The organism is Hymenobacter sp. ISL-91, assembly GCF_018613725.1.
Classification (GTDB): Bacteria; Bacteroidota; Bacteroidia; order Cytophagales; family Hymenobacteraceae; genus Hymenobacter.
In genome coordinates this window covers 81,175-106,092 of sequence record NZ_JAGGPS010000007.1, presented here as the reverse complement: position 1 = coordinate 106,092, position 24,918 = coordinate 81,175, and the positions used below count along the sequence as shown (strand labels likewise).

General features: G+C 59.9%; 22 protein-coding genes. 11 read left to right on the top strand and 11 right to left on the bottom strand.

The features are described 5' to 3' along the window. Positions 1–120: 120 nt before the first annotated feature. From J7E24_RS03320 to J7E24_RS03305, 4 genes are all read right to left on the bottom strand, one after another. Positions 121–1,347, bottom strand: coding sequence for a pyridoxal phosphate-dependent aminotransferase (locus J7E24_RS03320; RefSeq protein ID WP_215135104.1), 1,227 nt, complete (start codon positions 1,345–1,347; stop codon positions 121–123). Between the two features lie 77 nt (positions 1,348–1,424). Continuing rightward, on the bottom strand, positions 1,425–3,425 hold the full coding sequence (locus J7E24_RS03315; RefSeq protein WP_215135102.1) for a glycosyltransferase: 2,001 nt from the start codon (positions 3,423–3,425) through the stop codon (positions 1,425–1,427). A 146-nt stretch (positions 3,426–3,571) separates the two neighbouring features. Continuing rightward, positions 3,572–4,186: a recombination mediator RecR gene (gene recR / locus J7E24_RS03310; RefSeq protein WP_215135100.1), complete on the bottom strand. Its 615-nt coding sequence runs from the start codon at positions 4,184–4,186 to the stop codon at positions 3,572–3,574. Between the two features lie 94 nt (positions 4,187–4,280). Then, positions 4,281–4,562, bottom strand: a complete 282-nt coding sequence (locus J7E24_RS03305; RefSeq protein WP_215135098.1) for an ATP-dependent Clp protease adaptor ClpS — start codon at positions 4,560–4,562, stop codon at positions 4,281–4,283. A 193-nt stretch (positions 4,563–4,755) separates the two neighbouring features. Here J7E24_RS03305 and J7E24_RS03300 point away from each other — a divergent pair, with 193 nt between their 5' ends. Together J7E24_RS03300 and J7E24_RS03295 are read left to right on the top strand one after the other, a co-directional pair. Continuing rightward, positions 4,756–5,313: a hypothetical protein gene (locus tag J7E24_RS03300; RefSeq protein ID WP_215135096.1), complete on the top strand. Its 558-nt coding sequence runs from the start codon at positions 4,756–4,758 to the stop codon at positions 5,311–5,313. A gap of 171 nt (positions 5,314–5,484) precedes the next feature. Then, positions 5,485–6,195 (top strand): hypothetical protein, encoded by a 711-nt coding sequence (locus tag J7E24_RS03295; protein WP_215135094.1) that lies wholly within the window; start codon positions 5,485–5,487, stop codon positions 6,193–6,195. A gap of 101 nt (positions 6,196–6,296) precedes the next feature. On the opposite strand, the gene J7E24_RS03290 is transcribed toward J7E24_RS03295, so the two are convergent. Together J7E24_RS03290 and J7E24_RS03285 are read right to left on the bottom strand one after the other, a co-directional pair. Beyond that, entirely contained in the window at positions 6,297–6,938 is a 642-nt protein-coding gene (locus tag J7E24_RS03290; RefSeq protein WP_215135092.1) for a YceI family protein, read from the bottom strand. Between the two features lie 52 nt (positions 6,939–6,990). Continuing rightward, a complete protein-coding gene (locus tag J7E24_RS03285) occupies positions 6,991–7,440 on the bottom strand; it encodes a MarR family winged helix-turn-helix transcriptional regulator (protein ID WP_215135090.1) in 450 nt (149 codons plus the stop codon). Between the two features lie 169 nt (positions 7,441–7,609). Between J7E24_RS03285 and J7E24_RS03280 the strand changes: the two genes are divergently transcribed. Continuing rightward, a complete protein-coding gene (locus tag J7E24_RS03280; RefSeq protein ID WP_215135088.1) occupies positions 7,610–8,182 on the top strand; it encodes a DUF6799 domain-containing protein in 573 nt (190 codons plus the stop codon). A 146-nt stretch (positions 8,183–8,328) separates the two neighbouring features. Here J7E24_RS03280 and J7E24_RS03275 read toward each other — a convergent pair whose 3' ends face one another. Next, positions 8,329–9,372: a dipeptide epimerase gene (locus J7E24_RS03275; RefSeq protein ID WP_215135086.1), complete on the bottom strand. Its 1,044-nt coding sequence runs from the start codon at positions 9,370–9,372 to the stop codon at positions 8,329–8,331. A 149-nt stretch (positions 9,373–9,521) separates the two neighbouring features. Here J7E24_RS03275 and J7E24_RS03270 point away from each other — a divergent pair, with 149 nt between their 5' ends. Both J7E24_RS03270 and J7E24_RS03265 read left to right on the top strand, forming a co-directional pair. Continuing rightward, on the top strand, positions 9,522–10,937 hold the full coding sequence (locus tag J7E24_RS03270) for a dicarboxylate/amino acid:cation symporter (protein WP_215135084.1): 1,416 nt from the start codon (positions 9,522–9,524) through the stop codon (positions 10,935–10,937). A gap of 248 nt (positions 10,938–11,185) precedes the next feature. Beyond that, complete coding sequence (locus J7E24_RS03265) at positions 11,186–11,872, top strand: hypothetical protein (RefSeq protein ID WP_215135082.1); 687 nt, start codon at positions 11,186–11,188, stop codon at positions 11,870–11,872. Between the two features lie 69 nt (positions 11,873–11,941). Here the strand turns inward: J7E24_RS03265 and J7E24_RS03260 are convergent, their stop codons facing one another. Next, positions 11,942–12,940 (bottom strand): hypothetical protein, encoded by a 999-nt coding sequence (locus J7E24_RS03260; RefSeq protein ID WP_215135080.1) that lies wholly within the window; start codon positions 12,938–12,940, stop codon positions 11,942–11,944. Between the two features lie 173 nt (positions 12,941–13,113). Here J7E24_RS03260 and J7E24_RS03255 point away from each other — a divergent pair, with 173 nt between their 5' ends. The 3 genes from J7E24_RS03255 to J7E24_RS03245 all read left to right on the top strand — a co-directional run bounded on the left by J7E24_RS03255 (position 13,114) and on the right by J7E24_RS03245 (position 17,560). After that, positions 13,114–14,760 (top strand): CTP synthase, encoded by a 1,647-nt coding sequence (locus tag J7E24_RS03255; protein ID WP_215135078.1) that lies wholly within the window; start codon positions 13,114–13,116, stop codon positions 14,758–14,760. A gap of 229 nt (positions 14,761–14,989) precedes the next feature. After that, a complete protein-coding gene (gene yidC / locus J7E24_RS03250) occupies positions 14,990–16,891 on the top strand; it encodes a membrane protein insertase YidC (RefSeq protein WP_215135076.1) in 1,902 nt (633 codons plus the stop codon). A 150-nt stretch (positions 16,892–17,041) separates the two neighbouring features. Next, entirely contained in the window at positions 17,042–17,560 is a 519-nt protein-coding gene (locus J7E24_RS03245) for a DUF6438 domain-containing protein (RefSeq protein ID WP_215135075.1), read from the top strand. Between the two features lie 245 nt (positions 17,561–17,805). Here the strand turns inward: J7E24_RS03245 and J7E24_RS03240 are convergent, their stop codons facing one another. Together J7E24_RS03240 and J7E24_RS03235 are read right to left on the bottom strand one after the other, a co-directional pair. Next, positions 17,806–18,555: a superoxide dismutase gene (locus J7E24_RS03240; RefSeq protein WP_215135073.1), complete on the bottom strand. Its 750-nt coding sequence runs from the start codon at positions 18,553–18,555 to the stop codon at positions 17,806–17,808. 19 nt (positions 18,556–18,574) lie between these two features. After that, positions 18,575–18,766 (bottom strand): hypothetical protein, encoded by a 192-nt coding sequence (locus tag J7E24_RS03235; protein ID WP_215135071.1) that lies wholly within the window; start codon positions 18,764–18,766, stop codon positions 18,575–18,577. Between the two features lie 68 nt (positions 18,767–18,834). On the opposite strand from J7E24_RS03235, the gene J7E24_RS03230 reads away from it, so the two are divergent. Then, positions 18,835–20,082: a carboxypeptidase-like regulatory domain-containing protein gene (locus J7E24_RS03230; protein WP_215135069.1), complete on the top strand. Its 1,248-nt coding sequence runs from the start codon at positions 18,835–18,837 to the stop codon at positions 20,080–20,082. Between the two features lie 181 nt (positions 20,083–20,263). On the opposite strand, the gene J7E24_RS03225 is transcribed toward J7E24_RS03230, so the two are convergent. Beyond that, entirely contained in the window at positions 20,264–20,404 is a 141-nt protein-coding gene (locus J7E24_RS03225) for a hypothetical protein (RefSeq protein WP_215135067.1), read from the bottom strand. A gap of 74 nt (positions 20,405–20,478) precedes the next feature. Here J7E24_RS03225 and J7E24_RS03220 point away from each other — a divergent pair, with 74 nt between their 5' ends. Both J7E24_RS03220 and J7E24_RS03215 read left to right on the top strand, forming a co-directional pair. Beyond that, positions 20,479–21,528 (top strand): alkaline phosphatase D family protein, encoded by a 1,050-nt coding sequence (locus J7E24_RS03220; protein WP_215135065.1) that lies wholly within the window; start codon positions 20,479–20,481, stop codon positions 21,526–21,528. A 75-nt stretch (positions 21,529–21,603) separates the two neighbouring features. Next, on the top strand, positions 21,604–24,693 hold the full coding sequence (locus tag J7E24_RS03215) for a glycoside hydrolase family 3 N-terminal domain-containing protein (protein ID WP_251046994.1): 3,090 nt from the start codon (positions 21,604–21,606) through the stop codon (positions 24,691–24,693). The last annotated feature ends 225 nt before the right edge of the window (positions 24,694–24,918 follow it).

Genomic DNA, 24,918 nt, shown 5'->3' with positions numbered 1-24,918 from the left:
TAAGGAACGTCATTCAGAGCGCAGCGAAGAATCTCGCTTCGAATCGTTGCGCAATTATCGTTCAAAGGATTCGAGCGAGATTCTTCGCGCTACTCAGAATGACAGTGTATCTACTCGCTTCTATTTCAGCCGGGCCAACGATGCCTTGATCCGCTCGAAAGCCTCGCGAAGCTTCTCGTCGGCAGCGGCGGTGCTGAAGCGCAGGCAGTCAGGTGCGCCAAAGGCGGCACCATCGACGGCAGCTACATGGGCATCATTGAGCAGGTACATGGCCAGGTCGGAGGCCGTAGCAATGGTTTCGCCGGCGGCTGTAGTGCGGCCAAAATACCCGGTTACATCAGGAAACAGATAGAAAGCGCCGCTGGGCACGTTGGTCCGGAAACCGGGAATATCCTGTACCAGCTCCAGCACCAGGTCGCGGCGGCGGCGGTAGGCAGCCACCATCTCATCGGCCGAGGCGCGGCCGCCCTCCAGGGCCGCAATGCTGGCCCGCTGGGCAATCGAGCAGGTGCCGGAAGTAATCTGACTCTGGATTTTCTCGCAGGCGGCAGCAATTTCGCGCCGGGCAGCCAGGTAGCCCACCCGCCAGCCGGTCATGGCATAGCCCTTCGAGAAGCCATTCACGGTAATTACCTGGTCCTTCACCTCCTCAAACTGGGCCAGACTTACGTGCTCACCCACGAAGTTGATGTACTCGTAAATCTCGTCGGCCAGCACATGAATGTGGGGGTGCCGGGCCACTACGGCGGCCAGTTCAGCCAGCTCTTCGCGGCTGAAAACCGCCCCGGTAGGGTTGCAGGGCGAAGAGTACATAATGAGCCGGGTGCGGGGCGTAATGGCCGCCTCTACCTGCGCGGCCGTTACCTTGAAGTTATTTTCGAATGCCCCAACCAGCGGCACGCTCACGCCCTCGGCCAGCCGCACCATTTCCTCATAGCTCACCCAGTACGGCGAAAACACAATTACCTCATCGCCCGGGTTCACTAAGCTGAGCACGGCGTTGGCCAGCGACTGTTTGGCGCCGGTACTTACCACAATGTTCTCGGGCAGATAGTCCAGCTGGTTGTCGCGCCGGAACTTGTCGCAGATAGCCTGCCGCAACTCCAGATAGCCGGGCACCGGCGTGTAGAAGGTGTAGCCTTCGTCGAGGGCCTGCTTGGCAGCGTCCTTTATATACTGAGGTGTCTGGAAATCGGGTTCGCCAAAGCTCAGGCTGATAACATCAACGCCTTCGGCTGCCAGCGCCCGGGCCTTTTTGGCCATGGCAATAGTTTGCGACTCCTGCATGGCATTAATGCGGTCGGAGAGAACAAGCGGGGCGCGGTCGGTGGCAGCAGTAGCAGACATACTAGGGGCTATGGGTGGGTGGAACGGTAAAGGTAAACTGTTCGTCAGGAACCGATAGTATAGGCCGTTGTGCTGCCCTACTCCTCCCGGCCCAAGTGGCGCAGGCACTGGGCCATAATGCGCCAGTCGATGGCGGGGTGGTAGTCCTTGGCATAAAGCAGTTCCAGGCGGCGCTGGGTAGCTTCGTCGAGTGGGCCGGTGGCGGCGGTGGCGGCGGCATCGGCGGGCGAAAGGATGGCCCGGGCCGCTGCCTGCGGTGCGGTGGCATGGCGCAGGCCTACCCAGGTACGCGCGCCCACCAGCACGCGCAGGCAGTTGCGCAGAAACCCTGCTTTGTGCTGCTCAAACCACACCAGCAACGGGCTCAGCGTCAGCAGCAGCAGGCTACTGAGTATATCGAGCAGGCGCTTGTTGCGCACTTGCTCGGGCCGAAACAGATTGAGCGTAATATCGAGGGCATAGTAGTCGCCGGGCGAATCTTTGCCCGAGCTGCCGATGATGTACTGGCTGCCGGGGGGCAGAATTTTGAACGCTACTGGTGGGTGTTGGGGCAGGCCGGCCATCAGCCCGATAATCTGGCTTGCGGGTAGGTCGCGGCCGCAAAACACCAACTCATCGAGCCCATAGATGCGGATGATGTCTTCCAGCTGGCGCACCTCGCCCAGCAGGTCGTCGGGCGGCGGCGCGGCGCCGGTAGCCGGTGCGGTGGTCGGCTCTACGTAGCCGATAATGCGGGCCGGCACGGCGGCCTGCTCCAGCAGCTGGCGTACCCGGCCGCTTTCCTCCGCCGAACCCACGATGCCCACGTTTTTCTGCTGGCTTTCGCTTAGACTAAAGCGACGGTGGCGCAGGAAATTGCCCGCCGCCCGGCGCAGCAGCAAAGCCGCCACCGCCCACGCGCCCCCCAACAGAATAAGGGCTTTAGAGAAGCGCCAAGCGTCCAGGAAGTTGCTAAAGGCCGAAATCAGCAGCGTACCCACCACAATGCCGCGTACCAGCCGCCCGGCCCGCAGCGGCCGGTCGTAGGCCCCGCTCAGAAACGCCGAACCCAGCCACACAGCAATGTAGACCGGCACCGCCAGCAGCATGTACTGCTCGGGGTAGGGCTCGCGCACGTACTTGTGGTTCTGTTCCCAGTAGTTTTTGAGCAGGTACATACCCGCGTACAGCAGCCCCGCATCGAGCAGCACCGGGGCGGCCCGCAGCAGCAGCCGCTGGGCCACCGCTGCGCCCGCCCGTAGCCAGATAGCCGCGTTTATCAGCACCGAAAACGTACCCGCGCGCTGCGGGGCGAAGTGCTTGCGAGCGAAAATGACCATTGCCCGGTAGAACACGAATACGTAATTCACGCTCGTGCGCTTCGTGCTTTCGCCCTTGTAATGAATGATGCGGGTGCCGGGGTAGTAGTAATTCTGCCAGCCGCCCTGCGTGAGGCGGTACGAAAGGTCGATGTCCTCGCCGTACATGAAGTAGTCCTCGTCGAGCAGTCCTACTTCGGCCAGCGCCGCCTGGCGCATCAGCATAAAGGCCCCACTGAGCACCTCAATTTCGTGGGTTTCGTTGGGGCTGAGGAAGCCCAGGTGGTAGCGCCCGAAGCGCCGCGACTTCGGAAACAGCCGCGCCAGCCCGAATATCTTGTAGAAAGCCACCGCCGGCGTGGGCAGGCCGCGCTTGCTTTCGGGCAGAAACCGGCCCTGCCCGTCAAGCATTTTCACACCCAGGCCACCGCAGCGCGGGTGCGCATCCATAAACTCGCAGCACAGCCGGAAGGTATCTTCCTCCACCACCGTATCGGGGTTGAGCAGCAGCACGTACCGGCCCCTGGCTTTACGCAGTGCCTGGTTATTGGCCTTCGAGAACCCCGGATTGTGGTGGTTGGCCATGAGGATTACCTCCGGAAACCTGGCCCGCACCATGGCCACCGAGCCGTCCACCGAGTTGTTATCGACCACGAACACCTCCAGCGGCCGGCCCAGCTTCTCGCCCGCCCGCCGCACCGACAGCAGCGCCTGCTCCAGAAAGTAGCAGACATTGTAGTTGACGATAATAACGGACAGGGCAACTTCTTCGGGCGGCACGGGGCGGAGCGTCGGCGGTTAGGGCCGCGAAAGTTACACAGAAGGGCTGTAGCGCGAAGCTCCGGCTTCGCGCGCCGTTGCTGACTGCCGAGGGAAGCCGTTCAACGACACGCGAAGCCGGAGCTTCGCGCTACAACCCTCCTCCCCTACTGCGCCTGGCGCTGGCGGTCGACGATGCTGCGGCCGAGCGTAATTTCGTCGGCGTACTCCAACTCACCACCCATCGGGATGCCGCGGGCAATGCTGCTGAGGTGCAGCTCGGGCTGGTCGCGCAACTTGCGCGAGAGGTAAAAGGCCGTGGTGTCGCCTTCCATCGTGGGACTGATAGCCAGAATAACTTCCCGGATTTCGGAACCCTCGCGGGTTATGCGCTCCAGCAGCGAATCAATGTTCAGGTCGCCGGGGCCGATGCCTTCAATGGGCGAAATGACGCCGCCCAGCACATGGTACATCCCTTGGTACTGGGCCGTGTTTTCAATGGCAATTACGTCCCGGATGTCCGACACCACGCACACCGTGCTCTGGTCGCGCAGGTGGTTGGCGCAGATAGCGCACTCGGGCGTATCGGAAATGTTGTGACAGGTGTCGCAGTAGCGAATCTCGAAGCGCATTTTGGCCAGCGCCTCAGCCAGTGAGGCCGTGGTGTCGGTTTCGGCCTTCAGCAGGTGCAAAGCCAGCCGCAGGGCCGTTTTCTTACCTACCCCCGGCAGCTTCGAGAGCTCACCAACGGCGTTTTCAATTAGCTTGGAAGGAAACTCCATGTAGTTTAGCTACAAGCTATAAGCTATAAGCTATAAGCTTTTACTTTCCGCAACAGAAAGCTTGTGGCTTGTAGCTTGCAGCTTGCAGCTCAGATTAGATTACATCGGCCGAAATACCACGGTCGTGGATGGCGGTGCACATGCCGGCCAACTCCTCGTAGCTGCCGTGCTTGACGGTGCACTGGCCTTTGTAATGGATAAGCAGCGTGCATTGCTCGGCCTGTTCGGGCTGGTGGCCGCACACATCAACCAGGGTTTTGATGACGTGGTCGAAGGTGTTATGGTCGTCGTTGTACACGATAAGGTCGCGCACATCCGTCGTCTTTTCCAGGAGCAGAACGTCCTCGTCGTACTCGATTTGCGGGTTGCTGTTCATGGCACAAAAATACGAAAAACCGGCCAGAAAACTGGCTGCTACGCTCTTGGCAGCCGGGTATAACAGGGCGGCGCGCCGATTCGTTTCTGGGTTGCGTAAAAGAGTTTCGACGGAGGCCGCGCAACGGTTTTGCAGCTACTGGGCAGCCCCCGACAACTTTTAATTCGTCAATTTTATTATTTAGCCGACCCCAATGCCTGTCCCGTCCGCCGATTTCAAGCGCGCCCTCAAACAGCTTTCCGAGAAGGAAAAGGAAGCCCTGCTCCTGCGGGCCGCCCGCCGCGACGCCGAGCTCTATGACACGCTCTGCTTCGAGCTACTGCCCGACGTGGACGCGGCCACCGTGTACGAGCAGGCCTCCGACCAGATTCATGAGCTGTTTGCGGTGGGCGCCACCGGGCGGCTGCTCAACCGCAGCCTCACCAAGGCCTTGAGCAAAACCGTGAAAGAGGTGGCCCGCGCCCGCCGCATCACCAAGGACAAGCGTCTGGAAATAGACCTGAACCTGTACGCGCTACGGCATATTTTCGAGAACTATACCGGCCAGTTCGAGAGTTCGTACGCGGGCTTTTACACGGCTACGGCCCGGTTGGCAGCCCGCACTACCCAACTGATACAGAAGAACCTGCACGAAGACCTTTGGCTTGAATACAAAGCCGACTTGGATGACTTCCTGACCCAGCTGCACGCCCGCAGCAAAAGCCGCAGCCTCAAGTTCGAGCTACCCCGGGAGTTGGTATTGGCCGACTGATATGAGTCAGGTGGATGGCACAGATTAGGCTGTTTAAAAAAAGTTATAGACTGGGCTAACAAAAAGTATAAATTTTATCATTCACTGGTACAAAGCAGTTCTGCCGACCTATACATTTGGTCGAAATATCAGCGTGTGGTATGCTGGTGCTATCATTCTCATCGTATTTATATGCGAAAAACATTTACCCAAGTGGCAGCCGCTGTATCAGCGACCGTTTTGTTGTCGGGCTGTGCCGGTAGCTACCGTGCTATCCAGCCGGAGCGCATCACCTCGTACCAGCCGGCCGCGCCAGCCGGCGCGCCGGTCGATTTTAGCTACCGCTACAGCGCGTTGATTACCAACGGAGCCAACAAAAAGTACGTAAAAAAGGAGCGCAAGCGCGGTTACCAGGTGGTGGCCGTACAGTTACGCAACAACACGGCTAACGAGCTCAACTTCTCCCGCGACCTAGAACTGTCTTTTGGCGACCGGCCCATTCAGCCGGTTTCCTCTATGCAGGCATCTGAAGACCTGAAGCAGGGCGTGGCCATTTATTTGCTGTATGTGTTGCTGAACGTTACCGTTGGCAACTACACCACCGTAAATGGCCAGATAACAGAAGATAATCGGGTCTTCCTTCCTACCGGCCCGTTCATTGCCGGCGGCAACATGCTGGGCGCCAGTGCGGCCAACAAAAACATGCGCAACGAACTGGCCCGTTACGACCTGACCAACAAAGTGCTGCGGCCCGGCGAAACTGTGTACGGCATTATGGCCCTGCGCGAAACCAACGTGGCGCCACTCAAGCTTACACTCCGCAATAGCGCGGCAGCAGCTCCAGCAGCTGCCCCAATGCCCACGCCGGCTTCGGCTCCCGTGCCCACTACTAGCGGGCAATAAGCTTCTGCCGCTTCTGAACACGCAAAAGGCCCCGCAACTATAGTTGCGGGGCCTTTTGCGTACCGTGCTTTCGTAGTATGTACTACGCTCGAGGCACTAGTTTACTTCTTGGCAATTACGTTGAAGCTGAGCGTGAACTCGTCCATGATGGCTTTGTCGCCGATGCTCTCGAAGAACGACTTGGAGCCGTACTTGATGTCGAACTTGGTGCGGTCGATGGTAGCCACACCGGTGGCCGAGGCTACACCACCTTTCACGCCGGTTTTGGCCGGAAAGCTGATGCGCTGGGTGATGCCTTTAATGGTGAGGTCGCCGGTGATGGTGGAGTTGTTGCCTTTAGCATCGCCCCGCAGCGGCGCAATGCTGGTAATAGTGAACGTGGACGAGGCGTTCTTATCGATGCTGAAGAAGTCGTCGGAGCGCAGGTGGCCCACCAACTTTCCGTTGGAGTCAGCGTCCTTGATGTCCTCTACTTTCAGCGAGTTCATATCCACAACAAACTTGCCGCCTGTAATCTGGTTGCCGCGCACGGCCACAGCACCGCTTTGGAACTGCATAGTGCCGTTGTGGGCACCGGTTACTTTTTTACCCTCCCAACCCAGTGTGCTCAGCTGAGGCTGCAACTGGTAAGTGGCCGCGGAAGCAGTCTGGGCGGAGGCGGTTTTGGCTTTTTTCTGGGCCGAGGCCGGAGCAGCTGCCAGCAGCGAAGCGGCCAGCAAGGCGGGCAGGAAGAATTTGTTCATGACAAAAAGGGAAGAAGTGAAAAGAGAAAATGGGAAATCTGAAGTATGGTCGCTAGTCGCGGATTTTGTCGAGTAGCCGGCTGAGTTGGGCGGCTTCGGCCGATGTGAGGTGCTGCACGCCGAACTGCTGCTCATTCATAGCCGCATCGAGGCGCCCGAGCAGCTCCAGGCCGGCGTCGCTGATGCGGATATCGACGGCGCGGCGGTTGCTGGGACACACGCAGCGCGTTACCAGTTCTTTAGCCTCCAGCTTATCAACAATGCGCGAGGCGTTGCTGGTTTTGTCGAGCATACGCTCGATAAGCAGGTTAACAGTGGCCGGCTTAGGATGCTGGCCGCGCAGAATCCGCAGGATATTGAACTGCGGCAGCGTAAGGCCAAATTGCTTGAAAAAGCCGCTTTGCTGCTGCTGCAGCCAGTTGGCCGTAAAAATCAGGTTGACGTGCGCCTTCTGGTAGTCGTCGCGGAAAGCAACCTGTTTGATTTCGTCCTCAATCTTCATGGGCAGCGGGGAAAGGCGGATCTGGCGACAAATATATGTACATACATTTAATAATCCACCACAGTTCCGGTGAGTATACCCGGCCGGACAGACAACAACCGCGCCGCCCGGCCCAACGCAACGACCTGAACGCCGTAAGTAGCTGCATTCTCCGACGTAACTTGCCCCCATGAAAAAGATTCTCTGTGCCCTGCTGCTGGCCCTGGCCGCCACCCCGGCCCTGCATGCCCAAACGCGGCCCGCTGGCGAAGTAGCTGGCCCGGTCGAAACCTCACCCTCCGACCGTTTTATGCTCCAGAATGGCGAGGTAGTGCTCATGAAAGGTCAGCGCGCCACCTCGCTCAGCAAAAATGTGCTGCTGAAGAACGGCACCAAAATCAACTACAAAAGCGGCATTGTGGAGCTGCCCGGCGGTAAAATCACGACGCTTAAAGCGGGCGACTATGTGCGGCCCAACGGCGATATTGTGTTTGGCTCGCCGGCCAGCGCCGCTCAGGCCCGTGGCGACAACTCGGTGCCTGCTACCGCCGAGTTCAGCACTTACACCGACCCGCGCCCGGCCCCGGGCAACGCCGCCGCCATGGAAACCCGCCTGAACGAAATGAACGACAAAATAGGCCTCATGGCGCAGAAAATCGGCCTGCTCAATCAGAAAATCAGCCTGCTCAGCAGCGGCGGCAAAACCGCCGACACCTCGGCGCTGGACAGCCAGATTCAGGCTATCGATGCCAAGCTGAAATAAGCAGCACGTCGCGCTGAAATAAGCAAAACGTCATGCAGAGCAAAGCGAAGAATCTCGCGTGCCAAAGTAATCCTGATGTAGGAAGTTACTTTGGCACGCGAGATTCTTCGCTTTGCTCTGCATGACGTTCTAATATGACGTTCGGATTACGCTTTCTTCACAGAGTTACGCAACAGGCCGTTTTCCTCCTCCACCATTCCAAAGGGCTCATCGCGCACAATCAGAAAGCCGTCGAGGTCGCACACGTCGGCCAGGGCGCTCAGCTGCAGAGCCGACCAGATGCCGAGCGAGGTTTCGACCATGCAGCCAAGCATGGTTTGCAGGCCCTGCGCACGGGTTTCGCGCAGGATGCGCAGGCCGTTCAGGTAGCCACCGGCTTTCATTAGCTTCATATTCACGCCATCAAACTGCCGGGCAATATCGGCAAAGTCGGCCCCGTCAGTCACCGATTCGTCGGCGAAAACGGGGCAGCCGAGCTGGCCTTTGAGGGCGCGGTAGTCGGTGGCGCAGGTGGCGGGCAGCGGCTGTTCGAGCAGGCGCACATGCAGGCCGGGCAGTTGCCTTATCTGCTCCCAGTTCTGGCGCAGGCTGTCGGCATCGGGCCAGGCTTCGTTGCCATCGATGATGAGCGAGTGGCCGGGCAGCAGGCGGGTTACTTCACGCAGCAAGTCCAAGGCCCCGTCGCGGTTCACCTTTATTTTCAGCAGCGGAAACCGGCTCAGGCGCTGCTCGCGGATAAAACCGGCTACTTTGCCCGGCTCCATAATGGGTAATGTAGCCGCCGTGGGCACTGGCCCAGCCGGGGCAGGCACGCCCAGCAGCTCGGGCACCGCCAGCCCCAGCCGGGCGGCCTCGTAGTGTACGAATGCCGATTCGAGGGCAAAGCGGAGCGCGGCGGCCGGCTGGTGCCGGGTTAGGAAATCGGTTAGCTCGGCCAGGGTTTCGCAATGGACCAGGCCGGCAGCCTGCAGCTGTGCAAACTCCTGCTGCAAGCCTTCGGGGGTTTCGTGGTAGCGGATGTTGGGTGCCGCCTCGCCGCGGCCGGTGTAGCCGCCACCGGCCACCTGCAGCAGCAGGTTGGTTTTAGAGGCCGAAGCGTTGCGGGCAATTTTCCAGGTAAAGCGCAGCGGTAGCGCCAGGGGCGTGAGCGTCCAGGTGAGCATGGGGCGGGGCGGGCGGATGGTGGGCAAGCCGCGGGCTAAGCTAAGGCTTCGGCCGCGGTTCTCCGGCCGGGCCGCCTATATTTGTCGGATGCTGCTTTTACGGGCCGCACCAATTACAGCTCTCCATCATTACTCCCACCAAACCGGCGGGTGCTTGCCCCGCACCCCTACACCGCATGAAAATATCCCGACTCACGCTCCTGGTTCTCGTTTTACTCGCGCTGGCCGCCGGCCTAACCGTACTGGCTGGCCGCGGTATGCTCGACCCCACCGTGGCGCTGGCCGCCCGCTGGCTGTTTCTGGTAGCCCTCACCTGGGCCGCCTGGAAGCGCCGCTCGCTCACGTTCTGGATCGTCATCAGCATGTTTATCGGGGCTGAAATCGGCAACGACTACCCCGAAATAGCCGTGAACCTCAAGGTACTGAGCGACATCTTCCTACGGCTGGTGAAAACGATTATCGCGCCGCTGGTTTTTGCCACCCTCGTAGTGGGCATTGCCGGCCACGCCGACCTCAAGCAGGTAGGCCGCATGGGCGTTAAGGCGCTGGTATACTTCGAAGTCGTGACCACCTTCGCCCTGTTCATCGGCCTGGCCGCCATCAACCTCACCAAGGCCGGTGCTGGCATCGACCGGACCGGCATTGCGGCCGATGTGGAGGAACTGCAAACCGTGGAGCAGACCACCAGCGACATTATCCTGCACATCTTCCCCGAAAACATTGCCAAATCGGTGGCCAACGGTGAGGTGTTGCAGGTAGTGGTATTTGCCCTGATTTTCGCCGTGGGCCTGGCCATGGTGCACCAGCGCCACCGCCAGCCCATGATTACGATTACCGAGAGCCTGTCGGAGGTGATGTTCAAGTTCACCAACGTGGTGATGTACTTCGCCCCGATTGGCGTAGGTGGAGCCATTGCCTACACGGTGGGTAAAATGGGCTTTGCGCCGCTGTTCAACGCCTTTCAGCTGCTGCTCACGCTCTATGCGGCGCTTATTGTATTTGTGCTGGTAGTGCTGCTGCCGGTAGCCCTTATTGCGCGCCTGCCCATCATGCGCATCATCAAAGCCATTGCCGAGCCGGTGAGTATTGCCTTTGCCACTACCTCGTCGGAGGCGGCGCTGCCCCGGGCCATGGAAGCCATGGAAAGTGTGGGCGTACCGCGCCGCATCGTGGCTTTCGTGATGCCGACGGGCTACTCATTTAACCTCGACGGTACCACGCTCTACCTCTCGCTGGCGGCCGTGTTCGTGGCCCAGGCCGCGGGCGTCGACCTGACCTGGGGCCAGCAGCTGGTGATGGTGTTCACGCTGATGCTTACCAGCAAGGGCGTGGCCGGCGTGCCGCGCGCCTCGCTTGTTATTCTGCTGGCCACGGTGGCTTCGTTCAATCTACCAGCCTGGCCGGTGTTCATTATTCTGGGCATTGATGCCCTGATGGACATGGCCCGCACGGCCGTGAACGTAGCCGGCAACTGCCTGGCCTCAGCCGTAGTAGCCCGCTGGGAAGGCGAATTCATCGACAACTATGTGGCTCCTGACCCGGTTGACGACCTGGCCGAAGCCGACAGCGCCTTGGTGCAGCACGGCCACTAGGTTTAGCTGTTGGTTACTTGAATTTTATTTGGGCAATTCTGCCAAAAAAGTCCCACTGGTTTTGCACCGGCGGGACTTTTTTTTGTGCAAAAAGCAGAGGCTTCTTGCTTATCGGCAGGAAGTGCTATTTTTTGTTTTTGGAGTGAAAAACCCGGATTATATTTCTCCTAATTGCTGGAATCAATTTCCTGGCTTTCCCCGTATTTTTGCATTTCTATCTGACTGACAGCTTACTGACTGGAATGTGTATGAGGAATTTGTATCGTGGTACTGCTCTGTTTCTGCTGGCTGCCCTGAGTCTGGGAAGCTGCAAGTCGACTGAAAAGGCGGTATTTCGCACTATTCAAAGCAACAACTCGGTGGCGGTGGGCACGCTGCCCAAGCTGGAAGCCGTCGTCGATGCCGGACCGCTCACGACCAACTCGGAGGACGGCTACCCCGAAGACCCGGGCAAGGTGTTCCGCAAGGAACTGTCCTATCACCTGGCCGAATCGGCCGCGACGGGCCTCGATGCGGGCCTCGACAGCGTGCAGTACGGCTATGCCAAGTTGCAGATTACCCAGGCCACGCAGCGCCGCACCGGCCGGGTCCTGCAGATTTTCCAGATGCTGACGCTGATGACGCCCAGCCTGCTGGGCATTCCGCTGGAGTGGTACCGCACCGACATCCGCGCCGAAGTCCAGATTATTGACGCCCGCGGCGAAACTATTGGCACCTACGCCGGCCAGGGCCGCAGCAAAGTGCGTGTGGCCGTGTACCACGGTTACGGCCAGGGCCACGGCCACGCCTCCCGCCTCGCCGATGTGCAGGGCCTGCGTCTGGCCCTCGACCAGATCAGGCCCCAGCTGGAGCAAGCCGCCGACACGCTGCGCCAGCAGCTGCTCAGCACCGGCCCGGTGCAAGAAGTTATTGGGGTGTCGTCGGTGGCGGAGTAGCAGTAGCGGCCAGCACGAGTAGACACCCAGGAAACCACACACGGTAACCCAGGCCAGTAATGGTCTGGGTTATTTTAGTTTAACGCCCCGGGCTTTCAGCACAGTTTGTTGCTGAATTTTCACCAACTCATCCACAAAATTGCCGTATTCGGCTATAGCCTTCCCATTTGCCATCCGGTAGTATGGCGCAGGGTACTGCTCCTTTACCCATTCAGCATCAGAGCCTGTTATGTCAATCTCAACCGGAGTTGCAAACACGATTTTACGCGGCTTGGGCGCTTCCTTGGCCATCGGGTGTTTCAGGTCGCTGGCCATTACCGGTGAAGCCCACCGACCGTCGATGGTTTTGTACAGTGGATAATACATGTATTTCTGCTGTACATACTCCCCACAATACCGACTTACAAACAGCAGCACAGTTTCGTAGCGGCTGAAACCGGGCCAGCCGTAGTGGTCGTATGCTGTGAATTCCAGCACGGAGTCAGGCAGCAATCCAGACGCATTGGCGAGGACCTGGTACCGCCCCACAAACTTGCTGTCCATAGAAATGCGGTTGCAGTAGTAGGGCTGCTCAGCACGATTCACCCGAATTTTCCGGCCAACGAATACGAAAGTTGCCGGGGCGTCTTCTTGGCAAGGCATGTATTCCTTGCACGGCTGTGGGGCTAGTTGAATGTGAATCTGAGGTTGACGCTGCAGGTCATGCACCGCAAACCTCTGCGGAAAATGCCGATACGCGGAAAATTGCACGGAGTCGCGTAGCCGGACGGTTAGGCTGAACTGGCCAGCAGAGTCGGCAGTTAGCACATACCGGCCTGTAGTCCTAACCGTTTGGATCTGCTTGAGGGCCTGAGTTGCCAATTCCTTTTGGTGCTGGGAAAGCACCGGCTGGTCTGGTATTGCCCGCCCCATTTTGCGTAGGGTATCATTCACTTCAATCTGAACCGAGTGGTTACCCGTGGTAGTGGCCGTGCCGCGCAACACAACTGACTGCGCCCAACTGTCGGTACTCAGCAGTGCCAGAAGTACTAGAACAGCCGTAATCCACTCAGTTTGCCAACGTTTCATTTACTACCAGTAAGTATGCAGCCCATAAGATAGCGGCTATTTTTTGCTGGTTCACTACACTGTTTTTTTTCTCTGTTGCTACTTCTGCGCCCGGTGCAGCGCATCCCTAAGTCAAAAGAAAACAAAATGCAATCGTAGCGGCCCGGAGATAAAGGCTACCTTTGTTTCCCGTTATGCCAGACCGAAATTCAACTTCCGCGGCGCCAACGGCCAAATACATCTTTGTAACGGGCGGCGTTACATCTTCCCTGGGTAAGGGCATCATCTCGGCCTCATTGGCCAAGCTGCTGCAGGCCCGGGGCTTTAGGGTCACTATCCAGAAGTTCGACCCCTACATCAACATCGACCCGGGCACGCTCAACCCCTATGAGCACGGCGAATGTTACGTAACCGACGACGGGGCCGAAACCGACCTCGACCTGGGCCACTACGAGCGGTTCCTGAACGTGCCCACCTCGCAGGCCAACAACGTAACCACCGGCCGCATCTACGACCACGTGATAACCAAGGAGCGCGAGGGTGCCTACCTGGGTAAAACCGTGCAGGTCGTGCCCCACATCACCGACGAAATCAAGCGGCGCATGCTGCTGCTGGGCCAAACGGGCCAGTTTGATGTGGTGATAACCGAAATCGGGGGCTCGATTGGCGACATTGAAAGCCTGCCCTTCGTCGAGTCGGTGCGGCAGCTGCGCTGGGAGCTGCCCGAGAGCAGCTCGCTGGTGATTCACCTCACGCTGTTGCCTTACCTGAAGGCGGCCGGGGAGCTGAAAACCAAGCCCACCCAGCACTCGGTGCGCGATTTGCGCAGCGCCGGCCTGCAGCCCGATATTCTGGTGTGCCGCTCCGAGTACCCGATTCCGGCCGAGATGCGCCGTAAAATCGCGCTGTTCTGCAACGTCAACATCAACTCGGTAATCGAAAGCCTTGACGCCGACAGCATCTATTCGGTGCCATTGCTTATGCTCAAAGAACACCTCGATGAGCGCGTAATCAAGAAGCTCAACCTGAAAGGCGGCGCGGCCCAACCCGACCTGGAAGCGTGGAAGGACTTTCTGGGCCGGCTCAAGAACCCCACCGAAGAGGTGACAATTGCGCTGGTGGGTAAGTACGTGGAGCTGCCCGATGCCTACAAGTCCATCATCGAGTCGTTCATTCATGCCGGGGCCCAGAACGAGTGCAAGGTGACGGTGCGCAGCATCCAGAGCGACAACCTGACGGCCGAGAATGTGGTCCAGCAGCTGGCCGGCGTACATGGCGTGCTGGTAGCGCCCGGCTTCGGCGAGCGGGGCTTCGAGGGCAAGATTTCGGCGGTGAAATATGTGCGCGAAAACGGCATCCCGTTCTTCGGCATTTGTTTGGGCATGCAGGTGGCCGTGGTAGAATTTGCGCGCAACGTGCTGGGTTTGCAGGCAGCCTCCTCGACGGAAATGGACGCCCAGACTGCGGAGCCGGTTATTGCCATGATGGAAGAGCAGAAGACCGTAACCCAGAAAGGCGGCACCATGCGCCTGGGGGCCTACGACTGCGAATTGCGCCGGGGCTCGAAGGCGGCCAAGGCTTACGGCCGCAACCACATCAGCGAGCGGCACCGCCACCGCTACGAGTTCAACAATGACTACCTGGAACGCTTCGAGGCGGCGGGCATGCTGGCCAGTGGCCGCAACCCCGAAACCGGACTGGTAGAAGTGGTAGAACTGGCCGACCACCCTTGGTTTGTAGGGGGCCAGTTCCACCCCGAGCTGAAAAGCACCGTCCAGAACCCTCACCCGCTGTTCGTACGCTTCGTGAAAGCGGCCATTCAGTACCGGAAGGGGTTGTAGGGTTTTGGAGGTCCGGGGAACTGAGAAAAGACGTGTCATGCTCCGTTGCGCTCAGCATGACACGTCTTTTCTCAGTTTTCACTTATCCTTACAATCTCAAATTCCCCCGCCGAAAAATATTCGGCCGGTAAGTCCGACCTTTGCGGCCGGGTGGCGGACTTCGGCCGGTGCCCGGCTCTTTATTTTCCGTTGGAAGCGCCCCGGCGTAGCTCCGCACACTTTTCAGTAAATGGACAGAAATTCAGCAATTGGCCTGTTTTTGATGGCGGCCTTGCTTCTGATTTACCTTCAGTTCGCACCTAAACCCGAGCCCGCCGCCGTCGAGCTGGCCAAGACTACCAAGTCGGCCACGGCGGGCACCGATTCTGCCCGCGCCGCCGTACCTGTCGCGCCCGATTCGGCGCAGCTGGCCCGGCAGCTCGGCTCGTTTGCCGCCGCTGCCCAGGGCACAGCCCAAACGACGGAGCTGAGCAACAAGCTGCTGACCGTGACCTTCTCTTCGAAGGGCGGCCAGCCCCAGGCTGCGCGCCTGCATAAGTACAAAACCTTCGGAGGCCAGCCGCTCGACATTTTCGATGTCAAGAGCGCCCAGATGGATTTGCGCTTCCGCACCATCAGCGGCCAGCAGATAAAGCTGTCGGACCTTTATTTCCGGGCCGAGCCCCAGGGCAGCAATGCCCTGCGCTTCGTGGCTGAGGTGGCCGGCGGACAGATTGAGCAGACCTACACGCTGGCGCCCGAATCGTATGAGGTGGGCTACCAGCTGCGCTTTAATGGCCTGAGCCAGACGCTTGCCCAGGAGCCGCTTACGTTCACGTTTGTGGACAATGTGCGCCAGACCGAGCAGGACCGCACCCAGAACCGCAACCAAACCACCATTAACCGCTACCTCGCATCGGGCGACCACACGGTCTTATTCGAGGCCAGCGAGACACCGGAAGAAATTCAAGTAGAGGAGCCGATAAAGTGGGCCTCGCACAAGCACGGCTTCTTTATTGCCGGCATTGTGGCCGACAACGAGTTTACCTCGGGCCAGTTGAACTCGGGGGTTGACCTGAACGACTCGACGTATTTGAAAACGCTGAGCAGCACGCTTAAGATTCCGGTGACGGATGTGCAGCAGGGCAAGGCTAACTTCCGGTTTTTCTTCGGCCCCAACTCCTACGACCTGCTCAAAACCGTTGCCCCCGATTTTGACCGCAACGTGTACCTGGGCTGGGGCCTGTTCCGGTGGGTAAACCAGTTTGTGATACTGCCGGTGTTCCACTTTCTGCAGCAGTATATCGCCTCTTACGGTTTGATTATCGTGCTGCTGGTAATTCTGATAAAGCTGGTTACCTGGCCTTTGACGTACAAAACCTACGAAAGCCAGGCCAAAATGAAGGTGCTTAAGCCCGAGATGGACGCCATCAAGGAAAAGTACCCCGACGACCAGATGAAGCAGCAGCAGGAGACCATGAAGCTCAACCAGAGCATGGGGGTAAATCCGCTGAGTGGCTGCGTGCCCACCCTGCTGACGCTACCGATTCTGTTTGCCATGTTCCAGTTCTTCCCCAACGCCATCGAGCTGCGGCAGGAGGCGTTCTTGTGGGCGAAGGACTTGAGCACCTACGACAACCCGATTATTCTGCCCTTCGCCCTGCCGTTCATGGGCAACCACATCAGCCTGTTTACGGTGCTGATGACGCTCTCGACGCTGGCCATGACGTACCAGACCAACCAGCTGAACCCATCGGCCATGCAGGGCCCGATGAAGTTCTACAGCTACCTGATGCCGCTGATTTTCTTCTTCGTGCTCAACAGCTTCGCCGCCGGCCTGACCTGGTACTACCTAGTTTCCAACCTGGTAACGATGGGCCAGATGGCCCTGACGCGCAGCTTTATTGATGACGATAAGGTGCGGGCCAAGCTGGAAGCCAACCGGGTAAAAAACAAAGACAAGAAGCCCAGCGGCTTCTCGGCCCGCCTGGCCGATGCCATGAAAGCGGCCCAGGAGCGCGATGCCCAAACCAAACCGGGCAGCAGCAAGAAGCTGGCTACCAACAACGACGCGGCCGATGAGGCCGAGCCCGGCACCGGTGCCGATGACGTGACCAACCCAAAAAAGCCGCGCAAAACCCGCCGCTCGTAAGCCTGCTGTACGGCTGCACTTATCAAAAAGCCCCGCGCCTATAATAGGTACGGGGCTTTTTGGTGGCTTCTGGCCCGAACTTTGGCATTAGCCTATTGGTATATTGCCCCGATTTTCCTCCCAGCCTCTCCCCTGTTTCTGCCCTTGCCCATGCGTACTCCCCTGCTCCTTCCGATGTTCATGCTGATGCTTGGCCTGCCCGCGTTGCCCGCCTGCAAAACCAGCCGTCCGGCTGCGGACAGCACTACAGCCGCCGCAACCGCCCCCGCTACTGCCACGCAGCCACAGCAGCAGGAAGCCGTGCTCGTGTTCGGGCGCACGGCCTGTTTCGGCACCTGCCCCGACTACACAGCCCGCTTTTTTGCCGACGGCCGCCTTGAGTATGAGGGCCGCGAGCACGCACCTGTAGTGGGCAACCGCACCGTACAGCTGGCACCAGCCGTAGTGCAGCAGCTGCTACGCGAGGCCGAGCAGCTGGGCTTTGCGCAACTGCGCGACGTGTACTCCAAAGGAACCCTCGACCTGCCTTCCACTACGCTTAGCATCACGACGGCTACAGGCACCAAAACGGTGCGCGTTGACGAAGGCGGCCCCGAGAGCCTGCAGAAACTCTTTACCCAACTCGATTACGAGGTGCAGAAGGCGCTGGGTGTAGTGGCCGAAAAGTAGAAGCGTCCTCACATCAATATGACTTGCGCAAACGAGGCTGCAGGATGTAGCGCGAAGCTCCAGCTTCGCGTATCGTTGCACGATGTCATTTGGCAGTCAGCAACGGCACGCGAAGCTGGAGCTTCGCGCTACGGCTTGAGCACTTAACCGGTAATTTTGCACGAACATAAAAAGGCTGGGCCGCTGAACGAACCTGATGGTAACGTTCAGCGGCCCAGCCTTTTTCTCCTCAGCTTTTAGCCTACTCAGCCCTTCTTGGCGGCGTCGTAGAGTCGGCCGGCTTCGGGCCAGTTGACGACGTTCCAGAAATTTTTAATGTAGTCGGGGCGCTTGTTCTGGTGCTTGAGGTAGTAGGCGTGCTCCCAAACATCGAGGCCGACTATAGGCAAGCCGCGCCGGTTGCCGGGCAGATCCATGAGCGGGTTGTCCTGGTTGGGGGTCGAGGTGACGGCCAACTTGCCGGTTTTGCTGTCTACTATCAGCCAGGCCCAGCCCGAGCCGAAGCGTGAGCTGGCCTCTTTGGTGAACTCCTCACTGAACTTATCGAAGGAACCGAAATCCTTATCGATGGCTGCTTTAAGGTTACCGGTAGGCTGCCCCCCACCTTTGGGGGTCATAGTGAGCCAGAAGAACGAGTGGTTCCAGTGGCCGCCGGCGTTGTTGCGTACGGCTTCGCTCTGCTTACTCATGGAAGCCAGCAAGTCGGACATGCTCAGTTTTTCGGCTGGTGTGCCCATTACGGCCGCGTTCAGCTTGCTCACATAGCCCTTGTGGTGGGCATCGTGGTGGATTTCCATCGTACGGGCGTCGATGTGGGGCTCCAGGGCATTAAAAGCGTAGGGCAGCGCGGGCAGGCTGAAGGGCCCGTCGGCAATGGGCGTGGCGCGGGCTTCGCGCAGTAGTTTTTCATCGTGGGCGGCGGCCAGCAAAGTGGGGCTCACGAGGGCTCCGAGGGCAGTGAGCAGACCGGTTTTGAGAAAATCGCGCTTGATCATAGGAAGGAGGCTTTCGTTTTCAATGGATAGTTATTCGTTTTTCGGGGCCGATTGGTTCGGTTTCAAGGCAAAGCGCTTCATCCAATACGCTGAAGAAAATCTTCCCCAAAAAACGAATAATGAGCAGCAGATACTGCCCCAATATACCAACGCTTACCTGCAATTGCCGGTCCAGGTTCGGTTTTGGCCGTACTTTTACGCGCTCGGGCACGGTTTTGGGAGCGGCCCGCGTTACTGCTTCTCTGGCTGCCGCCCGGTGGCTTCTCCCCTTTAATGTATATGCCAACTTTCCGCTTTTCGCCGCCGGTTATTCGTTTTCTTCCTCTTCTGCTCGTTTTGCTGGGCCTCGCCCACCTTAGCCAGGCGCAGGTGCAGCTGCGAGGCGTGGTGCGCGACCGGGAAACCCAGGAAGTACTGCCTTTCGCCAGTATTGCCGTGCTGGGTACTACCAACGGCACCACTACCAACCTGGAGGGCGAGTTTACGCTCGTGGTGAAGGAGCTGCCCGCTCAGCTGCTGGTGTCGGAGCTAAGCCACATGCGCGACACGGTGCGCGTAACGGCCGGCGGCGAGCTACTGAACATTACACTGGCTCCGGCCTCCGTGGTGCTACCCGAAGTGAAGGTGGCCAGCTACCCGTTCCAGCTCGTAGACCGGGCCTTCCGGAACCTGGCGCGCAACTACCGCCGCAGCTACTACGGCCGTGCCTTTTACCGCCAGATTACGCGCATTGATGACGAGCCAACCGAACTGCAGGAAGTGGTCTGGAACGTAAAATCCAACCCCGCCCGCATTGAGGGCACCACGCTGGCCCAGGGCCGCTACGCCGGCGTGCAGGCCCCCATCAGCCTAAGCAACTTCTCGGTGTACACCCGCCGCTACGGCCTCTTCGACATCCGGCAGGACAGCACCACTTCGCTGGCCCTGTTCAGCCCCAACGTCGAGAAAAACTACCTGCTGGAGCTGAAAGGCATTGTGGGCGAAGACTCGACCGTTGGGGTTGCCGAAATAGGTTTCGAAACCCGGCCCGAGCTGGCCTACCAGGCCCAGGGCACCGTCTGGATTGATCTGGAAACCAACCAGGTAGTGCGCTACCGGGTGGTGCAGCCCAGCTTTACGGGCAGCACCAGCAACCCGCGCCAGAAGTTTACCAACGCCAAGCTCACCATCGAAATGACCTTTAAGCCCGGCGGAGAAGCCGGTGTGGCCCCACTGGAGCTGATGAAAATGGACCTGACTACTGACCTGACCGAGCCGGGCAAGGAGCCGCTGGCCATTAAGGTATCGTCGTTCACCTACTTCTACAACCAGAGCACCACCAACCCGCGGCTGCCCTATGCCCAGGCCAGCCTCAACGACCGGGACCTGGACGCCATCCGGGCCAAGCCCTACGACCCCGAATTCTGGGCCAACAACCCGGTCGTAAAGCGCACCCCGGCCGAGGATGAAGTGGTAGCCGCGTTCGAGAAAAAGGGCGCTTTCGGCTCGATGGTAAAAGGCCAGACCCGCAAGCCCGCCCGGCGCTAGCGGTTAGCGGTTAGCGGTTAGCGGTTAGCGGTTAGCGGTTAGCGGTTAGCAAAAAGAACGTCATTCAGAGCGAAGCGAAGAATCTCGCGTGTCACAGTATTCCTCACAATAGGGGTTACTGTAGCACGCGAGATTCTTCGCTTCGCTCTGAATGACGTTCTTTTTAGCCCTAAATCCTCGTTTACAAACTAAAATACAGCACCAGGCCCATCAGCACCAAGCCGGTGAGAAAGGCGCAGCCCAGGCCGATGCCGATGAATTTGAACAGGCGAATGTCGCTGTGGGAATGGTAGGCGCGGCGGGGCTCAGGATTTTCAGGCATGGAACCGTAACCGGCCAGCGCGCTAAAAGTAACTGAGCGGCGCAGCTTTGGGCCTTGCGAGGCATCTTTGGGGTATGAAACTGCCTTTCCGCCGATTGATTCTATTGGGTTTGCTGGGTGCCTGCTCACCCAAGGCTCCTCTGGCTACTGCGCCCGCTGTTGCAGTTGCGCCGGCCGAAACAGGCGCCGAGCTGAGCATTGCGTTCGGCTCGTGCAGCCGCCAGAACCTACCCCAGCCGCTGTGGGCCGATATTGCCCGCGACCAGCCCGACGTGTGGATGTGGTTGGGCGACAACATCTACGGCGACTCCGACGACCCAGCCGTGCTGCGCGCCAAGTACGCTACCCAGTTCAGCAACCCCGGCTACCGCCAGCTGCGCGAGCAGGGCACGCGCATCATCGGCACCTGGGACGACCACGACTACGGCCGCAACGACGGCGACAAGCACTACCCCTTTAAGGCCCAGAACCAGCAGCTGGCCCTCGATTTTCTGGAGGAGCCCGCCGACAGTCCCCGCCGCCGCCAAGAGGGAATTTATGCCGCCTACGAGTACCGGGTAGCCGGTAAAAAGGTGAAAGTGCTGCTGCTCGACGACCGGTATTTCCAGGACCCGCTCTACCGCGATGCCCAAAAGGTGTACCAGCCCAATCTCACCGGCGACGTGCTGGGCGAGGCGCAGTGGGCCTGGCTGCGCGCCCAGCTGGCCGGTTCCGATGCCGATGCCCACATCATCGGCTCGGGCATCCAGTTTCTGCCCACCCAGCATCCCTACGAGAAGTGGAGCAACTTCCCGGCCGCCCGCCAACGCCTGCTCGACCTTTTTTCTGAAACCCAACCGAAAGGTCTGCTACTCGTCAGCGGCGACCGGCACATTGGCGAGGTGTCGGAGCTGGCGGTGCCGGGGCTGGCGCGGCCGGTGCTGGAGGTAACATCGAGCGGCCTGACGCACCCAGCCACCCAGAATACCAGCGAGCCAAACGCGCTACGGGTAGGGCCTTTGGTCAATCAGAAGCACTATGCATTGTTCCGTTTCCGGGCGCCCGAAGGTCGGTTGCTGCTGGATATGTCGTTGCGCGGCGAGGCTGGCAACGTCTTCTACGAGCAGGCAATCCGCTTGGAATAAGCGCCGGCCCGCCGCGCCTTCGCGTTGCATGCCGTAAATTGACGCCACCCCCCTCATCCTTCACTACTGCCCGTCTTGGTTTACTTCCGCCGGTTTACCCTCCTGCTTGCCCTGCTTGCCGCCGCCACCACGGCCACGGCCCAGCGCCGCTCTGCTACCCGCCCGGTTAACATGCCGACTGCTTCCAAACCAGCCCCGCCGCGCAACCAGCCCGTGCCGTTTGCCGGGCAAATGGCCGGCTCGCGCTGGGTTGATTCGGTGATGGCTACGCTCACGCCCGACCAGCGCGTGGCCCAGCTGTTCATGGTGGCCGCCTACTCCAACCGCACCCGCGCCGACGAGGATTCAGTGTCGGCGCTCATTCAGAAATACGGCATCGGAGGGCTGATTTTCTTTCAGGGCGGGCCCGTGCGCCAGAGCCGGCTGCTGAACCGCTACCAAAGCCAAAGCACTGTGCCGCTGCTGGTGGCCATGGATGCCGAGTGGGGCGTGGGCATGCGCCTGGATAGTGTGGTGCGCTTCCCGTTCCAGATGAGCCTGGGTGGCCTGAAGGACAATGCGCCCATCTACCAGATGGGCCGGCAGGTGGCCGCGCAGTTCAAACGGCTGGGCATGCACGTCAATTTCGCGCCCGTCGTCGACATCAACAACAACGCCCAGAACCCCGTTATCGGCTTCCGGAGCTGGGGCGAAAACCGCGAAAACGTAACCGAAAAGAGCCTGCAGTACATGCAGGGCATGCAGGATGCGGGCGTGCTGGCCGTGGCCAAACACTTCCCCGGCCACGGCGACACCGACGTGGACTCGCACCTCGCTCTGCCCCTGCTGCGAGTTGACCGGCAGCGGCTCGATACGCTGGAGCTGTTTCCGTTCCGGGAGCTGATGGCTAAAGGCCTGGGCGGCATGATGGTGGCCCACCTCAACATCCCGGCCCTCGACACCACCGGCGTACCCTCCACGCTTTCCAAGCCGATTATTGAAGGCCTGTTGCGCCAGAAGATGGGCTTCGAGGGCATCATCTTCACCGATGCCATGAACATGAAGGGCGTGACCAGCAAGTACCCTGCCGGTGAGGCCGACGTGCGCGCCCTGCTGGCCGGCAACGACATTCTGGAGTTCAGCGAGGATATTCCGCTGGCACTGCGCATGGTGCGCGAGGCCATAGCCAAAGGCCAGATAACCCAGGCTGAAATTGACCGCCGCTGCCGCAAGGTGCTGGCCCTGAAGCAGTGGTCGGGCCTGGACCGCTACCAGCCCATAGAGCTGAAGAACATCATTGCCGACCTGAATACGCCCCACGATCAGTACCTGAGCCGGCAGCTGTCGGAGCTGAGCGTAACGGTGCTGCGCAACCAGCAAAGCCTGCTGCCGTTGCAGCGCCTCGACACGCTGCGGCTGGCCACCCTCACGCTCGGCACCACCGACACCACCGCGTTCCAGCGCCGGGTGGCCGATTACGCACCCGTGCGCCACTTCTGGCTGCCCGCTTCGCCTTCGCTCGATGAGCTGACGAAGATGCGCGAAACCCTGAAGCCCTACAACACGGTGCTGGTGGGCGTAAACAACCTGGGCCGCCAGCCTGCTACGGGCTTCGGCGTAACGCCCGAGATGAACGTGCTGCTGCGCGAACTGGGCGGTAAAGGTCAGCAGCTGGTAGTAAGTGTGTTTGGCACGGCCTACGCCGTAGACCGCCTGCGCGACCTGAACCGCGCCGGGGCCGTGGTGCTGGCCTACCAGGAAAGCCAAAACGCCCAGGAAGTGGCCGCCGAGGCTATTTTCGGTGGCATCTCGGCCAGCGGCAAGCTGCCGGTTACCGTTTCGCGCAGCTACGGCTACGGAGCTGGGCTGGCCACGGCCGGGGGCACACGGCTACGCTACAGCTTCCCGGAGGCGGTGGGCATGAGCAATGACCTGGAAAGTCGGGTCGACTCAATAATGAATGGGGCGCTGGCGGCCGGGGCCTTCCCGGGCGGCGAGGTGCTGATTGCGCGCCGCGGCACGGTGGTGCTGCGCAAAAGCTACGGCACCCAAACCTACGGCTCGAAGTCGCGGCCGGTACGCAACAACGACCTCTATGACCTGGCTTCGCTCACGAAAGTAAGCGCCGCGCTACCGGCTTTGATGAAGCTACAGGACGAAGGCAAATTCTCGCCCGATAGGACGCTGGGCCAGCTGTTCCCGGAGTTCAAAGGCACCAACAAGCAGGACCTGAAGCTGCGCGACGTACTCACCCATCAGGCCCGCCTTAAGTCCTGGATTCCGTTCTGGAAAGACTACACCAAGCCCCGCGGCCTGTTTAACTCCCTGTTCGGCAAGAGCCCGGCCGCCACCACCGTTTCGCTCACTCAGCCCGCCGAGCTGAACCGCCGCTACTTCCGTCCCGATTCGTCGGCTCGGTTCCCGCTGCCGGCCGGCCCGGGCCTGTGGGCGCGCCAGAATTTCCCGGAATTGATTACCAAGGCTATTGCCAAGTCGCCGCTGAATGAAAAGCCCGGTTACGTGTACTCCGACCTGTCGTTTATCATGTACCCACGCTTCGTGCAGGCCGCCTCGGGCAAGCCGCTCGACCAATTCGTGCGCAACGAGCTGTACGGGCCGCTGGGCGCCACCACACTAGGCTTCAACCCCACCCGGCGCTTCCCGCTGAGCCGCATTGCGCCCACCGAGTACGACTCGCTGTTCCGCCACGGCCAGCTGCACGGCACGGTGCACGACGAGGGCGCGGCCCTGCTCGGGGGCGTGTCGGGCCATGCGGGCCTGTTTGGTTCGGCCAACGATTTGGCCAAGCTCGTGCAGCTCTACGCCTGGAACGGGCGCTACGGCGGGCAACAGCTCATCAAGTCGGAAACCCTGGCCGAGTACACCCGCTGCCAGTTCTGCCCCGACAACCGCCGCGCTCTGGGCTTCGACCGGCCGGCCACCAACCCCGGGCTGAACTCGGCTAAAAGCGCCTCGCCGGCCAGCTACGGCCATACTGGTTTCACGGGTACCCTGTTCTGGGTCGAGCCCAAGGAGGAGCTGATTTGCATCGTGCTTACCAACCGCGTAAACCCCACGCGCCGCAACAACAAGATTTCCAGCCTCAATGTGCGTACCAACGTGCTGCAGGTGGCGCTGGAAAGCATCCGTCAGAAGCCGGCAGTGGAAACGACTGTAGAAGAGTAAAACCGGTTTCTCGCAGAGGGGCGCAGAAGATAAGCGCGGAGGTTTGCGGAGGTCATTCTCTGCGAACCTCCGCGCTTATCTTCTGCGCCCCTGCGCGGGAGAAAGCGTTGGCCTGAAGCTCTACAAGAGCGTCATATCAGATGCTAGGACGCATGATGCACCAGTTCCTGTGCATTGCCGGGCTGCTCGGACAAGCCGGGAAGCGGCATACTGATCCTAAAACGT

What these genes read in the sequence shown, in the direction of transcription:
- J7E24_RS03225 (WP_215135067.1), bottom strand. Translation starts at nt 20,404, where the DNA reads ATGCCTGAAAATCCTGAGCCCCGCCGCGCCTACCATTCCCACAGCGAC.
- J7E24_RS03265 (WP_215135082.1), top strand. Translation starts at nt 11,186, where the DNA reads ATGAGGAATTTGTATCGTGGTACTGCTCTGTTTCTGCTGGCTGCCCTG.
- J7E24_RS03305 (WP_215135098.1), bottom strand. Translation starts at nt 4,562, where the DNA reads ATGAACAGCAACCCGCAAATCGAGTACGACGAGGACGTTCTGCTCCTG.
- J7E24_RS03285 (WP_215135090.1), bottom strand. Translation starts at nt 7,440, where the DNA reads ATGAAGATTGAGGACGAAATCAAACAGGTTGCTTTCCGCGACGACTAC.
- J7E24_RS03320 (WP_215135104.1), bottom strand. Translation starts at nt 1,347, where the DNA reads ATGTCTGCTACTGCTGCCACCGACCGCGCCCCGCTTGTTCTCTCCGAC.
- J7E24_RS03270 (WP_215135084.1), top strand. Translation starts at nt 9,522, where the DNA reads ATGAAAATATCCCGACTCACGCTCCTGGTTCTCGTTTTACTCGCGCTG.
- recR (WP_215135100.1), bottom strand. Translation starts at nt 4,186, where the DNA reads ATGGAGTTTCCTTCCAAGCTAATTGAAAACGCCGTTGGTGAGCTCTCG.
- J7E24_RS03220 (WP_215135065.1), top strand. Translation starts at nt 20,479, where the DNA reads ATGAAACTGCCTTTCCGCCGATTGATTCTATTGGGTTTGCTGGGTGCC.
- J7E24_RS03295 (WP_215135094.1), top strand. Translation starts at nt 5,485, where the DNA reads ATGCGAAAAACATTTACCCAAGTGGCAGCCGCTGTATCAGCGACCGTT.
- J7E24_RS03245 (WP_215135075.1), top strand. Translation starts at nt 17,042, where the DNA reads ATGCGTACTCCCCTGCTCCTTCCGATGTTCATGCTGATGCTTGGCCTG.
- J7E24_RS03255 (WP_215135078.1), top strand. Translation starts at nt 13,114, where the DNA reads ATGCCAGACCGAAATTCAACTTCCGCGGCGCCAACGGCCAAATACATC.
- J7E24_RS03300 (WP_215135096.1), top strand. Translation starts at nt 4,756, where the DNA reads ATGCCTGTCCCGTCCGCCGATTTCAAGCGCGCCCTCAAACAGCTTTCC.
- J7E24_RS03230 (WP_215135069.1), top strand. Translation starts at nt 18,835, where the DNA reads ATGCCAACTTTCCGCTTTTCGCCGCCGGTTATTCGTTTTCTTCCTCTT.
- J7E24_RS03260 (WP_215135080.1), bottom strand. Translation starts at nt 12,940, where the DNA reads ATGAAACGTTGGCAAACTGAGTGGATTACGGCTGTTCTAGTACTTCTG.
- J7E24_RS03240 (WP_215135073.1), bottom strand. Translation starts at nt 18,555, where the DNA reads ATGATCAAGCGCGATTTTCTCAAAACCGGTCTGCTCACTGCCCTCGGA.
- J7E24_RS03280 (WP_215135088.1), top strand. Translation starts at nt 7,610, where the DNA reads ATGAAAAAGATTCTCTGTGCCCTGCTGCTGGCCCTGGCCGCCACCCCG.
- J7E24_RS03290 (WP_215135092.1), bottom strand. Translation starts at nt 6,938, where the DNA reads ATGAACAAATTCTTCCTGCCCGCCTTGCTGGCCGCTTCGCTGCTGGCA.
- yidC (WP_215135076.1), top strand. Translation starts at nt 14,990, where the DNA reads ATGGACAGAAATTCAGCAATTGGCCTGTTTTTGATGGCGGCCTTGCTT.